Source organism: Ochrobactrum sp. C6C9, from assembly GCF_022627935.1.
In the GTDB taxonomy this organism is placed as follows: domain Bacteria; phylum Pseudomonadota; class Alphaproteobacteria; order Rhizobiales; family Rhizobiaceae; genus Brucella; species Brucella teleogrylli.
The window spans coordinates 15,990-28,827 of record NZ_JABXGB010000033.1 but is presented as its reverse complement, the minus strand read 5'-3'; the positions used below and the strand labels follow the sequence as shown (position 1 = coordinate 28,827).

The window sequence follows — 12,838 nt, the reverse complement described above, 5'->3', positions numbered from 1 at the left end:
GCTCTGTCTTTAGTGAAAACAATTAAACGGTTTGCAATGGCCACCCTACGCTATTTTACATGGCCCATGATCTTCACAGTCGTGGGTCTCGCAGCTGCTGTCTGGCTCGGATACGAGATGACCGGCACTTTCGGGGGAATGGTCTCCGTTTTCATCATCTGCGCCGTCCTGAGCGTACTTGAGATTTCGCTTTCCTTCGATAATGCCATCGTGAATGCGCGCATCCTGCGTGACATGACACCCGAATGGCAGCATCGCTTCCTGACATGGGGCATCATCATCGCCGTTTTCGGCATGCGCATCATTTTCCCGCTGGCCATCGTTGCGGTGGCCATGTGGACGGACCCGATTTCAGCGCTCAAACTCGCCATCTGGCAGCCGAATGAATATGCCCGTGTGATCGCGGAAGCCCATACCGGGATTGCTGCGTTTGGCGGCACGTTCCTGCTGATGGTCGGTATGAAATATTTCTTCGACGTCGAGAAGGATGTGCACTGGATCAAGGCCATCGAAAGCCGCATGTCGAAATTCGCGTCCGTGCAGGGCGTTGAAATCGGCGTTGCCGTCGCGCTGATCTTGTTCTTCTCCTACCAACTGGATGCTGTTCATTCGCACACATTCCTCGTTGCGGGCCTGTTTGGTCTTCTGACCTTCCTGGCGGTTGAGGGACTAGGCGAGGTGCTGGACGCCACGCAGGAACAGATCGACATGGTCCATCGCGGTGGTCTTGGCGCTTTCATCTATCTGGAAGTGCTTGATGCAAGCTTCTCGTTTGACGGCGTCATCGGCGCTTTCGCGCTGACGACCAACCTCTTCATCATCGCGATCGGCCTTGGCATCGGCGCCTTTTATGTGCGCTCGCTCACCATCATGCTGGTGGAGCGCAAGACGCTCGGCCAATACCGCTATCTGGAACATGGCGCGTTCTATGCCATCCTCGTTCTGGCGGTAGTGATGTATGTGCAGACGCTGGTTCACATACCGGAAGTCATTACCGGCCTCATCGGTGCGGTGCTGATCGGCCTCTCCTTCATGTCGTCGCTGCGCTATAACCGGCTCAATCCGCACTGGCAGGACGACAGCGAAGAGGTCATTGGTCACTAAGCAATGACATCAATGACAAAAAGGGCGGCCTATGCCGCCTTTTTTATTGCCCTGGATGATATGGTTTGCCGGTAGCCGATTTGGCCGAATCGACAGAACCTTCGAGGGAAACCCATGATCGTTACTCGCTTGAGCAAGACCGCTTTCGTGGCGGCAATCGCCTTCTTCGCAACCCTGGTCGCTTTCGGTAACATCACCGATTACGGCAGCAATTTCGCCTTCGTCCAGCATGTTCTGATGATGGATACGATCTTTCCCGATGCCACGATCAAATATCGCGCTATCGACAATCCAACCCTGCATCATGCGGGCTATATTCTGATCATCGCGGCTGAAACGCTGACCGCCATCCTGTGCTGGATCGGGGCTTTCGCCATGTTGGGGCGGCTCACGGATCGCGCGGCCAGCTTCAATCGCTCCAAGAAATGGGCCATTGCCGGGCTTTCGCTCGGCTTTCTGGTCTGGCAGGTGGGCTTCATATCGGTGGGCGGCGAGTGGTTCGGCATGTGGATGTCGCAGACGTGGAACGGCATCGAATCGGCCTTCCGCTTCTTCATCACCATTATCACCGTGCTGATCTATGTGGTCATGCCCGATGGAGAGCTAGAGTAAATGCGCGGCTGAGGCAGGCTCATCGACCAGTTCGACGCCAGCCTGCTTCATCTTCTCCAGCATGGTGCTCATGGAGCCGTTGAGGTCGATGCCACGACAGGCATCGAGCCGCACCCGTACCTGAAAATCTTGTGCTACGGCATCAAGCGCGGAATAGGCAACGCAGAAATCGGTTGCGAGACCCGCAAGCGTCAGCGAACCGATGCCGCGCTCGCGTAAATATCCGGCAAGGCCGGTCGGTGTTTCACGATCGTTTTCGAAGAAGGCTGAATAGCTGTCGATGCCGAAACGGAAGCCTTTGCGAATGACGAGCTGTGCGCGCGTCCATTGCAGGGCAGGGTGAAATTCCGCCCCGCGCGTGCCCTGTACGCAATGATCCGGCCACAGTGTCTGCGGCCCGTAGGACATGTCCACCATATCGAAGGGCGCTTTTCCGGGATGGGTGGAGGCGAAGCTCGAATGACCGGCAGGGTGCCAGTCCTGCGTCAGAATGACGTGTTCGCTTTCCTCGATCAGTCGATTAACGGCGGGCAGAATTTCATCGCCATGCGCGACAGCCAGCGCGCCGCCGGGGCAGAAGTCATTCTGAACATCGACGACAATAAGGGCATGACCGATCATAAGCGCTCCTGCTTCATTTCGAGCTTTGTCATGGCGACTATAATCAGCCCATATCACTGAGACCAGCGAATATGCATGTTCTGGTATAACAGGGATAAGGGTGCTACGGACGGCTTCGATCAAAAACCACACAGGGACGACCATGACAGACGAAATCACGCGCGACAGCAACGGCACGCAATTGAATGACGGCGATTCCGTCACGCTCATCAAAGATCTGAAGGTCAAGGGAACCTCGACCACGCTGAAGCGCGGCACGATGGTCAAGGGCATTCGCCTGACCGGAAATCCCGCCGAAGTCGATTGCAGCACCAAACAGGTCAAGGGTTTGGTGCTGAGAACGGAGTTTCTGAAGAAAGCTTAAGCGTCGATCTCCACGCGACCACGCGGGCGACTGCAACAGGCGAGAATGTAGCCTTCCGCGATTTCATCGTCGCGAATGCCGCCATTGTGGTTCATCTCCGTCTCACCGCCGAGGCATTTCACCTTGCAGGTGCCGCAAATGCCGAATTCGCAGGCGCTCGGTATTTTCAGACCGCCATTGCGGGCGGCAAGCAGGATGGTGTCGTTTTCGGTGCATTCCACTTCGACGCCCGAAAGGCTGAACACCACGCTGGCCGCAGCCACGGCTGGCGCTGCCGGAGGGGCGGCAACTGCGGCAGGTGAGGCGGGCGCAAGTGCGCTCGGCACGGGCACCGACGAGATTTCGCTCGCGGGCTGGAAGCTCTCCTGATGATAATTGGCCATGTTGAAGCCGGATTGTTCCAGCAATCCGCGCACGCCGTTCATGAACGGCTCGGGGCCGCAGCAGAAGACCTTGCGATGCTGGAAATCCGGCGCCAGCAATTCGAGCCGCGCCCGGTCGATACGACCGTGCAGGCCCGGCCAGACATGGCGGGCAGATGACTGCTCGACAATGAAGGCGAGTCGCATCGCATCCATACGACCGGAAAGCAGTTCCAGTTCCTTGCGGAAAATAATGTCGTCCGGTGTACGGGCGCAATTGATGAATGCTATGTCGGTTCCAGGAGCGCAGTCGAACAGCCAGCGGGTCATAGAAACCATCGGCGTGATGCCGGAACCAGCCGAGATGAATAGGTATTTTTCGCTCGGATGATTGGCGAGCGAAAAGTCGCCATTCGGCCCGTAGGCCTTGATCTTCATCGGCGGGCGCAGATTGTCGAGCATCCAGCGGGTGCCGATGCTGTCCTTCTGCGCCTTGACCGTCACCGAAATATGGTAGGGCCGCGATGGCGTGGATGACAGCGTATAGGTTCTGAGCACAGGGCCAAGACCGTCCGCCCGCTCCAGCGGCAGTTCCAGCGTGACGAACTGGCCCGGCGTATAGCGGAACCAGTTGCCTTCTTCGGTCCTGAACGAGAAGGTCATCACATCCGGCGCTTCTTCGATGGCCGAAATGCATTCCAGCATTTGCAGCCTGTCGTTCCACGGCAGCATCTCGTCCAGATATTTCAGAGGCTGCATGGCCTTCTCGCTTCTCAATTCGTATTTCGGTCTATGCCGATCAGGCCACGCGGCTAAGCTTGGCCGTTTCACCGCTGAGGCGCGGCGTCATCGTATTGGTGTACCATTCGAGGAACTGCATCACGCCGCCTTCATGCTCGACCGAATAGGGGCCGGGCTGATAGGCGGGCGAGCGGATGCCGACGGCATTTTCCTCGACGATCTGCCGATCCTGATCATTGGTCTGTATCCACACATGGGTCAGTTCGTCCAGATCATAATCGACGCCTTCAACCGCATCCTTGTGCACCAGCCACTTGGTTGTGACGAGGGTTTCTTCAGCGCTGATCGGCAAAACGCGGAACGATATGGCGTGGTCGGCCATCAGATGGTTCCAGGTGGACGGATAATTGAAGAGCAGCATCGCGCCGATATTGGTGTCGCCTGCAACCTGATCGCTTAGCGGCTTCTTGACGGCGGCCTTGCCCGACATTGTATAGCTTACCGCATCGCGCAGAAGCGGAATGCGGGTGATGCGATGACGACCGTCTTCGGACATTTTGAATTCTGCCGGCAGGCCGGCGCTGGCGCAGTTCTTCCAGAGCTGGTTGATTTCCGGGTCTTCCATCACACCCTGAACGCCGGTCGCCGATGGCGCTTCGGGATAGGTGCGGCAGAGTTCCGGGTGGTTCGCGGCGCAGTGATAGCACTCGCGATTGTTTTCCCAGACCAGCTTCCAGTTGCCCTTTTCGATGATCGAGCTTTCGAAAGCGACCTTGGCGTCCTTGATATTGTGCGGCGCGAGATAGGGTTCGACCAGATTGCGGAAGGCGGTGAAATCGGGGGCTTCGTCGGCGACGCAGATATAGATATAGCCTGCGACCGTCTCGCAATGCACCTGCTTCAAACCATATTCGGCGGGCTTGAAATCCGGGCCAACCTGACGCGCGAAGAGCAAGCGTCCGTCCAGCTCATAGGTCCACTGGTGATAGGGGCAGACGAGCTTCGCCGCCGTGCCTTTCTCGGCAGAGCAGATGCGCGAGCCGCGATGACGGCAGGAATTGTGGAAGGCGCGGATACCGCCCTGCGCATCGCGCACGATGACGACCGGATAGGCGCCAACCTGCACGGTCATGTAGGAGCCGGTCTTCGGCAGCTCGCAATCATGGCCGACAAACAGCCAGTCACGATAGAAGATGTTTTCCAGATCCAGCTTGTAAAAATCCGGATCGGTGTAAAACTTCTGCTCCAGGCTGAAATTGGGGTCGCGCCCGGACAAAAGCCCCAGCATTTCCCCCAGCACTTTATTGCGAACGTCCATCATCACGACCCTTGCTTCATCTTCGTTAGGATCGGCATTTGCTGTTCTCCCAGCGACCTTGGCCTGATCCGGTGTTCCCTTAGCCTTCCAGAAGCCCGGCTTTTGCCGCTACATCAATGGCTTGTTCGCTTCCATTTCGGATTTCGAACTGGCTTCCGTTGTCATGATTCAATCACTGAAATGTCCTAAACGCGCATTGGGATGCGACATGGATTTCGCGTAAAGACGACACGCCAAAATGTCGCTTTTGCGGCAGGCAGTCAGGACAGCAAATATGCGTGACAGCTGACATGCAAAGCATTTCCGGGATTGCCAACAGGCCGAAAAGATAGTTACCACACGAACCAGATAGAAACTGTTTCATTCCATGGGAGGCCCAGAGGTCATGAAGCGCTCAGAAATCAATGATATTATCCGCGAAAGCGATGCGTTTATCCGCTCATTCGGCTATGTCATGCCGCCCTTTGCCTACTGGACCCCGGAAGAGCTGAAGCAGCGAACCGGCAGCGATGCCGCAGCCATCCGTGATGCGCGTCTGGGCTGGGACATTACGGATTACGGTCAGGGCAAGTTCAAGGACCTTGGCCTTTTCCTGTTTACGACACGCAACGGCAATGCCGATGACCTGAAGCGCGGCGGCGGCATGCTTTATGCCGAAAAGATCATGATCTCGCGCGAGAACCAGCTGTCGCCCATGCATCGCCATGTGGTGAAGGCTGAAGATATCATCAATCGCGGTGGCGGCACGCTGGTGCTGGAACTGTTCAATTCGCTGCCGGACGGCAGTGTGGATGAGCATTCCGATGTTACGGTCGCGACCGACGGTCGTCTTGTGACGCAGAAGGCGGGCGCGCATCTGAAACTGTCGCCCGGTGAAAGCGTGACGCTTCTGCCCGGCAACTGGCATGCTTTCTGGGGCGAGGGCGGCGACGTGCTGATTGGTGAAGTTTCGACCGTCAATGACGACCTCACCGATAATATTTTCCGCGAGCCGATTGGCCGCTTTTCGAATATTGAAGAAAACGAAAAGCCGCTGCATCTGCTGGTCTCTGACTACGACAAGTGGCTCTAAGCCAAACTGAAGGACTGAACATATGAAGCTGGCGATGATCGGAACGGGCTATGTGGGTCTGGTTTCGGGCGTGTGTTTTGCCGAATTCGGCTTCCACGTCACCTGCGTCGACAAGAACCCGTCGATCATCGAACGCCTTGAGGCGGGCAAGGTCACGATCTTTGAGCCGGGCCTCGATGAACTTCTGACCCGCAACATTCGTGACGAACGGCTGGATTTCAGCACCGATCTTGCGACAAGCGTGGCCGATGCCGATGTGATCTTCATCGCTGTCGGCACGCCGTCGCGGCGCGGCGACGGCGAGGCGGACCTGCAATATATCGAGGCGGCGGCGGACGAAATCGCAGCCGCGATGAAGCCGGGGGCCGTGGTCGTCATCAAGTCGACGGTGGTGGTCGGCACCAATGCGCGTATCCGCGACCGTATTGCCGCAGCACGCCCCGGTGTGCCTTTCTCCATGGTTTCCAATCCGGAATTCCTGCGCGAAGGCTCGGCCATCGAGGATTTCATGCGGCCCGACCGCGTTGTGGTGGGCGTTGAGGACGAGCGCGGCAAGGCTGCGATGCAGCGTCTCTATCGCCCGCTTTATCTGCGCGAGACGCCGATGGTCGTCACCTCGCTCGAAAATGCCGAGATCATCAAGTATGCCGCCAATGCGTTTCTGGCCATGAAGGTCACCTTCATCAATCAGGTGGCGGATTTGTGCGAGAAGACCGGCGGCAATGTGCAGGAAGTCGCGCGCGCCATCGGTATGGATAACCGCATCGGCTCCAAATTCCTCCATGCGGGACCGGGCTTCGGCGGCTCATGCTTTCCGAAGGATACGCGTGCTTTTGCCGCCACCGGCAAGCGTTACGACGCGCCGCAATCGCTGATCGAGGAAGTGATCGCCATCAACGAAACGCGCAAGCAGTCGATGGCGGAGCGGATCGTTTCCGCAGCGAAGGAAAGTGGTGCTGCGACGGTTGCGGTTCTGGGCATCGCGTTCAAGCCGAATACCGACGATATTCGCGAATCTCCGGCCCTGGATATCGTGACCGCGATCCAGAAGGCGGGCATTTCGGTGCGCGCGCATGACCCCGAGGCGATGGATGCCGCCAAGGCCGTTCTGCCGGATGTGATCTGGTGCAACTCGGCCTATGAGGCGGCGGAAGGGGCTGGCGTGGTAGCGCTTCTGACCGAATGGAACGCCTATCGGGCGCTGGACCTGAAGCGCGTCGCAAAAGCGATGGCTGGCAACGTGCTGATCGATTTGCGCAATGTCTATAAGGCGGAAGACATCGCCGATACTGGCCTCGACTACCGTTCGGTAGGGCGCCAGCTGAAAAGCTGATCTCGGGGCGAGTTATTCGCTCGCCACGATCCGCTTCTTTTCATTGGCGATAAGCCAGAGATTGCGGACATAGACCAGCAGGCCGAAACCCTGGCCTGCAATGAAGACCGGGTCCTTGCGCTGGATCGCATAGATCAGCAGCAAAGCGCCGCCGAACAGCGAGAAAAACCAGAACGCCACTGGCATGACACTGCGTTTGGCTTTTTCGGAAGCCAGCCATTGCACGACGAAGCGCATGGTGAAGCAAGCCTGTGCGACGAAGCCGAGCACGATCCAGCCATCCCACTGCGCGACGAACACTTCGTGCAGCCAATGCGACAGGCTGTTGAAAATATCAGTCATGGGTAATCTCCGTCACACGCGGCACGACCTTGCGGCGCTTGCGCAGCCACCAGACGCCGTAAAGATCGAGAATGCCGCGCAATCCGCGATCGAGAATACCGTAATTGGACTTGCCGTGGCGGCGTTCGCGGTCGACGACATCCACATGGACCACGTCAAAACCTTCGCGCAGCGCCAGAGACGGCAAATAGCGATGCCAGCCGTCGAAGAACGGCAGTTCGCGGAACAATTGTGTGTGCAATGCTTTCAGGCCGCAGCCGGAATCGCGCGTCTTGTCCTTCAGGATCGCGCCACGCAGATTATTGGCGAAGCGGGACGACATTTGCTTCAGCTTGGTATCGGTGCGCTTCAGACGCTGGCCAGCGGCAATGCCATAGCCTTCGCCCGCCTCAACCAGCGCATCGACCAGAACCGGCAGATAGGCCGGGTCGTTCTGGCCGTCGCCATCCATCGTCACCACAATCTTGCCGCGCGCGGCAAAAACACCGGAACGCACTGCAGCACTCTGGCCGGATGAACGGTCATGGCGCAGATGGCGCAGCGGCTTGCCTGCATGGATGCGCCGGGCGATGACGTCGCTGGTCGAATCCGTCGAGCCGTCATCCACGACAATCACTTCATAGGCGCGGCCCTGCATCGCGGAATCCACCTCATCCAGCAGAAAGGCGAGATTGTCCGCCTCATTGCGGCAGGGGATGACCACAGAAATTGTCGGTGTTTCCACGCAGAGTGTTCCTTCGTTCCTTGCGCTATTTTTCAAGCGCAGGCTCCATTTTCATTGTCTGGAGCCCCGATATTCGCGCAAGCCGCGCCAATTTTTGATCAGCATTAGCTTTTCCCGAAACCGGCAATGGCTTTCGGGGCCGATGCTCTAGCACTGAATACCCGACGAAGCCAAGATGCTTCAAGAAATCGTGAGCCGAGCTCGATACAGAAGTTAATAGCCGCTTTTTAACTGGACATGGTTGAAGACGGAAGGGTCTCCGCCAGCCAATCCAGAAATTTCTGTGTTACGTCGTCCCGGTTGATCTCATTCAGGCTTTCGTGGCGGGTGTCGGGCAGGATCGTGCAGGTGACCCGCGTGAACCCCATGCGCCGCATCCGCTCCGCCAGTCGCGCGACGGCAGTGCCTTTGGCAGTAGCGGGATCTTCGCTGCCGCCGACCAGAAGAAAGGGCAGGCTGCGCGGGATGTTGCCGAAGTTGCGATCATCCGCGCCGCGTGCGGTCATGTGCACGAGATCGAGCCACAGCGATACAGTCGCATCGAAGCCGCAGAGCGGGTCGGCGACATAGGCATCGACCTCCGCCGGGTCGCGTGACAGCCAGTCGAAGGGCGTGCGATGGCCAGGGATGGAGCGGGCCCATGCACGAAAGGTCAGTTTCGGCAGCAGGCTACTCGGAACATCCGACCCTTTCAGCATGCGCTCCATATAAAGAAGAGCTGCAGCGGCTTTGGCTTCAAGGCCGCCGTCGAAATTGGCATTCCAGATCGCAGCGGCATCCACCGTCTCGGCATGGTCCAGCACATAGTTCAGCGCGATCAGGCCGCCCATCGAATGGCCGAACAGCACTACCGGCAAGCCGGGGTGCTCAAGATGAATGTGGCGGTTCAGCGCCAGAACATCCTCGATCGCCACATCATGGCCTTGCTTTTGTGAAAACATTCCTCTCGGTGCATGGGCGCCGATATTCACGCCGTGTCCACGGTGGTCGTGCGCATAGACATGATAGCCAGCCTGTGCCAGCGCGTCTGCGAACCGCCGATAGCGCGCGGAATGTTCCGCAAGCCCGTGACAGATTTGAACGACCGCGCGTGGTGCGTCGGCAAGCGCGTTTCGAAACGGCAGTTGCGTCGCGTCGGACAAGGAGAGGTGATGGACGGTTTCAAACGACATTTCACCATCTGATTTTATGCCGCGCAAATAGTCAATTCCCCGGTTTGGCACGATATTAAAAGAGGCATGACAACGTTGTATGAGGGAATTTTAGGCAAAAGCTTTTTTTGTGCAAATTCTGCTTGAAATGCGGAAAAAGCTGGGCAAATCTAGCTTCAACGGGGAAATACAGGGGCTTTGACGGTTGTAAAAGGCGTCATTTAGAGAAATTCAAGCCATCATTTGCAGGCCGTCCGATGAAAGGGAGGAAACTTTCGCGGACGGTGGCCAGAGGGGAAACCGGGTGACGGAAATATCCGCGCCCGGTTTCATTCTTTTAAGCTCAACTTTTGAAGCGTGTGCTGCCGGGGGCCATGCCTCAATCGGCATATTTGTTTTGCGTGATGGCGTTTGCGTCCGCTCACTATTTGGCCTACATACGCGTCAGCAATTTCCGCGCGGCTCGGCTTCGTTTGGACCGCCCGCGCTTTCCAACCAGTGGAGACGACGCGCTTTATGGCACGCCAATTCATCTATCATATGTCCGGGCTGAACAAGGCCTACGGCGCCAAGAAGGTTATCGAAAACCTTCACCTGTCATTCTATCCCGATGCGAAGATCGGTATTCTCGGTCCCAACGGTGCCGGTAAGTCGACCATCCTCAAGATCATGGCCGGTCTCGACAAGGAATATACCGGCGAAGCCTGGCTCGCAGACGGCGCCACTTGCGGCTATCTCGCGCAGGAACCGCATCTCGACCCGGACAAGACCGTCCTCGGCAATGTGATGGAAGGTGTGGCTGCGAAGACAGCCATTCTCGACCGTTACAACGAGTTGATGATGAACTATTCTGATGAAACCGCCGACGAAGGTGCGGCGCTTCAGGATATCATCGACAGCCAGAACCTCTGGGATCTGGAAAGCCAGGTTGAAATGGCAATGGAAGCGCTGCGCTGCCCGCCAGCCGACGCCGATGTTACCAAGCTTTCGGGTGGTGAACGTCGCCGTGTTGCGCTTTGCAAGCTGCTGCTGTCGAAGCCTGACTTGCTGCTGCTCGACGAACCGACCAACCACCTTGACGCTGAAACCACCGCATGGCTGGAAAAGCATCTGCGCGAATATCAGGGCGCTGTCCTGCTCATCACGCATGATCGCTACTTCCTCGACAATGTAACCGGCTGGATTCTCGAACTCGATCGCGGTCGCGGCATTCCTTACGAAGGCAATTACTCGGCTTATCTCGAAGCCAAGGCCAAGCGTATGATTCAGGAAGGACGTGAAGAAGATTCGCGCCAGAAAGCGCTTGAGCGCGAACGCCAGTGGATTGCGGCAAGCCCGAAAGCTCGACAGGCCAAATCGAAAGCCCGTATCAAGGCTTATGATCAGCTGGTCGAAGCTGCGGAAAACCAGCGTCCGGGCGATGCCCAGATTCTGATCCCGGCAGGCGAGCGTCTCGGTCAGGTGGTTATTGAAGCGGAAGGTCTGACAAAGTCGTTTGGCGATCGCATGCTGATCGAAAACCTGACCTTCAAGCTGCCTCCCGGTGGCATTGTTGGTGTTATCGGCCCGAACGGTGCCGGTAAGTCGACGCTGTTCAAGATGATCACCGGTCAGGAAAAGCCGGATTCCGGTTCGATCCGCATCGGCGACACGGTTCATCTCGGTTACGTCGATCAGAGCCGCGATCATCTCGATCCGAACAAGAATGTCTGGGAAGAAATTTCCGGTGGCAACGACATCATCAAGCTCGGCAAGTTTGAAATGAACTCGCGCGCTTATTGCGGCGCGTTCAACTTCAAGGGTGGCGATCAGCAGGCTAAGGTCGGCAATCTGTCCGGTGGTCAGCGCAACCGCGTGCATCTTGCCAAGATGCTCCAGGCAGGCGGCAACGTTCTGCTGCTCGACGAACCGACCAACGATCTTGATACGGAAACACTGGCAGCGCTCGAAGACGCGCTTGAAAAATACGCTGGTTGCGCCGTTATCATCTCCCACGATCGTATGTTCCTCGATCGTCTGGCAACGCATATTCTCGCTTTCGAAGGCGACAGCCATGTCGAATGGTTCGAAGGCAATTTCGAGGATTATGAAGCGGATAAGGTCCGTCGTCTCGGACCGGAAAGCGTCAACCCGAAGCGGGTGACGTATAAGCCGCTGACAAGGTAATGATTTTAAGGCCGGTGCATCGCACCGGCCTTTTCATTTGATGAAAGGAAAGACGATGAAAGACTGGTCCGCAAAACAGTATCTGAAATTCGAAGATGAACGCAGCCGCCCGGCGCGCGATCTTCTGGCGCAGATACCTCTGGCAACACCGCGCAAGGTGGTGGATATCGGCTGCGGACCCGGCAATTCAACCGAGCTTCTGGTCGAGCGCTGGCCGGACGCGCAGATTTCGGGCTTCGACACCTCGCCGGATATGATCGACAAGGCGAAGGCGCGTTTGCCGGATGTCGAGTTCTTCATCAGCGATGCCGCCAGTTTCGAGCCGGACGCCGAAACGGACGTGCTGTTCTCCAATGCCGTCTTTCAATGGCTGCCAGACCATATCGAGCAATTGCAGCGGCTTTTGTCCTTGATGCAACCCGGCGCATTTCTGGCGATCCAGATGCCCGACAATATGGGCGAGCAAACCCATATCGGGATGCGCGACGTTGCCAAGACTGCGCCTTTTGCAGCCAAGATCGGCACGACGGGCAGGGGGCCTTTGCCGCCGGTCGCGACTTATTACGACGCTTTCGCTGGCGATGCGGCGCGGATCGATATCTGGCACACGATCTATAATCACCCGCTGGCGGGCGTGGATGCCATCGTGGAGTGGGTCAAGGGCACGGGTCTCAGGCCATTCCTCGACCCGCTGGATGCGGACGAGCAGGCGGCCTATCTTGCAGCCTATAAGGAGCGCATCACCCCGCACTATCCGACGACTCGCGACGGCAAGGTGCTGCTTCGATTCCCGCGTATTTTCATGCTCGTCCAGAAGCGATAATCATGCCGAAACCGGCTACTACACGGGGATGTGATTGACGCTCGCCGGGGCAGCGGTCGGGCGCATTTATAATTTTTCCAATTATTTCAAAGAACTGCGACGGAT

The 12,838-nt window shown here is 57.4% G+C and carries 13 protein-coding genes; 7 read left to right on the top strand and 6 right to left on the bottom strand.

Going from position 1 to position 12,838, the window contains the following annotated elements; translation table 11 throughout:
* The first annotated feature begins 36 nt into the window (after window positions 1–36).
* Window positions 37–1,104, top strand: a complete 1,068-nt coding sequence (locus HWD97_RS20885) for a DUF475 domain-containing protein (protein WP_109369444.1) — start codon at window positions 37–39, stop codon at window positions 1,102–1,104.
* Between the two features lie 114 nt (window positions 1,105–1,218).
* Window positions 1,219–1,716 carry a DUF2165 family protein gene (locus HWD97_RS20880; protein ID WP_109369443.1) on the top strand — a complete coding sequence of 166 codons (498 nt, stop codon included), beginning with the start codon at window positions 1,219–1,221 and terminating at the stop codon, window positions 1,714–1,716.
* Here the strand turns inward: HWD97_RS20880 and pncA are convergent.
* Entirely contained in the window at window positions 1,708–2,337 is a 630-nt protein-coding gene (gene pncA, locus HWD97_RS20875) for a bifunctional nicotinamidase/pyrazinamidase (protein ID WP_109369442.1), read from the bottom strand. The genes HWD97_RS20880 and pncA overlap by 9 nt on opposite strands.
* A 142-nt stretch (window positions 2,338–2,479) precedes the next feature.
* Between pncA and HWD97_RS20870 the strand changes: the two genes are divergently transcribed.
* On the top strand, window positions 2,480–2,701 hold the full coding sequence (locus tag HWD97_RS20870; protein ID WP_121536434.1) for an alkylphosphonate utilization protein: 222 nt from the start codon (window positions 2,480–2,482) through the stop codon (window positions 2,699–2,701).
* Here the strand turns inward: HWD97_RS20870 and HWD97_RS20865 are convergent.
* Complete coding sequence (locus HWD97_RS20865) at window positions 2,698–3,822, bottom strand: hybrid-cluster NAD(P)-dependent oxidoreductase (RefSeq protein WP_109369440.1); 1,125 nt, start codon at window positions 3,820–3,822, stop codon at window positions 2,698–2,700. The genes HWD97_RS20870 and HWD97_RS20865 overlap by 4 nt on opposite strands.
* A 40-nt stretch (window positions 3,823–3,862) precedes the next feature.
* Window positions 3,863–5,122 carry an aromatic ring-hydroxylating dioxygenase subunit alpha gene (locus HWD97_RS20860; RefSeq protein WP_109370267.1) on the bottom strand — a complete coding sequence of 420 codons (1,260 nt, stop codon included), beginning with the start codon at window positions 5,120–5,122 and terminating at the stop codon, window positions 3,863–3,865.
* 385 nt (window positions 5,123–5,507) lie between these two features.
* On the opposite strand from HWD97_RS20860, the gene HWD97_RS20855 reads away from it, so the two are divergent.
* Both HWD97_RS20855 and HWD97_RS20850 read left to right on the top strand, forming a co-directional pair.
* Complete coding sequence (locus HWD97_RS20855) at window positions 5,508–6,194, top strand: D-lyxose/D-mannose family sugar isomerase (protein ID WP_109369439.1); 687 nt, start codon at window positions 5,508–5,510, stop codon at window positions 6,192–6,194.
* Between the two features lie 22 nt (window positions 6,195–6,216).
* On the top strand, window positions 6,217–7,527 hold the full coding sequence (locus HWD97_RS20850; protein ID WP_371835504.1) for a UDP-glucose/GDP-mannose dehydrogenase family protein: 1,311 nt from the start codon (window positions 6,217–6,219) through the stop codon (window positions 7,525–7,527).
* 12 nt (window positions 7,528–7,539) lie between these two features.
* Here HWD97_RS20850 and HWD97_RS20845 read toward each other — a convergent pair whose 3' ends face one another.
* From HWD97_RS20845 to HWD97_RS20835, 3 genes are all read right to left on the bottom strand, one after another.
* Window positions 7,540–7,869 carry a lipid-A-disaccharide synthase N-terminal domain-containing protein gene (locus tag HWD97_RS20845; protein ID WP_371835503.1) on the bottom strand — a complete coding sequence of 110 codons (330 nt, stop codon included), beginning with the start codon at window positions 7,867–7,869 and terminating at the stop codon, window positions 7,540–7,542.
* Complete coding sequence (locus HWD97_RS20840; protein ID WP_371835502.1) at window positions 7,862–8,593, bottom strand: glycosyltransferase family 2 protein; 732 nt, start codon at window positions 8,591–8,593, stop codon at window positions 7,862–7,864. Before HWD97_RS20840 ends, HWD97_RS20845 begins: the two co-directional genes overlap by 8 nt.
* Before the next feature lie 227 nt (window positions 8,594–8,820).
* A complete protein-coding gene (locus tag HWD97_RS20835; protein WP_371835501.1) occupies window positions 8,821–9,765 on the bottom strand; it encodes a lysophospholipase in 945 nt (314 codons plus the stop codon).
* Window positions 9,766–10,260: 495 nt separating this feature from the next.
* Between HWD97_RS20835 and ettA the strand changes: the two genes are divergently transcribed.
* Window positions 10,261–11,910 carry an energy-dependent translational throttle protein EttA gene (gene ettA, locus HWD97_RS20830; protein ID WP_121536424.1) on the top strand — a complete coding sequence of 550 codons (1,650 nt, stop codon included), beginning with the start codon at window positions 10,261–10,263 and terminating at the stop codon, window positions 11,908–11,910.
* A 55-nt stretch (window positions 11,911–11,965) separates the two neighbouring features.
* Window positions 11,966–12,733 carry a trans-aconitate 2-methyltransferase gene (gene tam / locus HWD97_RS20825; protein ID WP_109369433.1) on the top strand — a complete coding sequence of 256 codons (768 nt, stop codon included), beginning with the start codon at window positions 11,966–11,968 and terminating at the stop codon, window positions 12,731–12,733.
* Window positions 12,734–12,838 lie beyond the last annotated feature (105 nt).

Bases quoted from the DNA above. Each gene is read 5' to 3' on its own strand.
- HWD97_RS20885 (WP_109369444.1), top strand. From the start codon at position 37: ATGGCCACCCTACGCTATTTTACATGGCCCATGATCTTCACAGTCGTG.
- HWD97_RS20880 (WP_109369443.1), top strand. From the start codon at position 1,219: ATGATCGTTACTCGCTTGAGCAAGACCGCTTTCGTGGCGGCAATCGCC.
- pncA (WP_109369442.1), bottom strand. From the start codon at position 2,337: ATGATCGGTCATGCCCTTATTGTCGTCGATGTTCAGAATGACTTCTGC.
- HWD97_RS20870 (WP_121536434.1), top strand. From the start codon at position 2,480: ATGACAGACGAAATCACGCGCGACAGCAACGGCACGCAATTGAATGAC.
- HWD97_RS20865 (WP_109369440.1), bottom strand. From the start codon at position 3,822: ATGCAGCCTCTGAAATATCTGGACGAGATGCTGCCGTGGAACGACAGG.
- HWD97_RS20860 (WP_109370267.1), bottom strand. From the start codon at position 5,122: ATGGACGTTCGCAATAAAGTGCTGGGGGAAATGCTGGGGCTTTTGTCC.
- HWD97_RS20855 (WP_109369439.1), top strand. From the start codon at position 5,508: ATGAAGCGCTCAGAAATCAATGATATTATCCGCGAAAGCGATGCGTTT.
- HWD97_RS20850 (WP_371835504.1), top strand. From the start codon at position 6,217: ATGAAGCTGGCGATGATCGGAACGGGCTATGTGGGTCTGGTTTCGGGC.
- HWD97_RS20845 (WP_371835503.1), bottom strand. From the start codon at position 7,869: ATGACTGATATTTTCAACAGCCTGTCGCATTGGCTGCACGAAGTGTTC.
- HWD97_RS20835 (WP_371835501.1), bottom strand. From the start codon at position 9,765: ATGTCGTTTGAAACCGTCCATCACCTCTCCTTGTCCGACGCGACGCAA.
- ettA (WP_121536424.1), top strand. From the start codon at position 10,261: ATGGCACGCCAATTCATCTATCATATGTCCGGGCTGAACAAGGCCTAC.
- tam (WP_109369433.1), top strand. From the start codon at position 11,966: ATGAAAGACTGGTCCGCAAAACAGTATCTGAAATTCGAAGATGAACGC.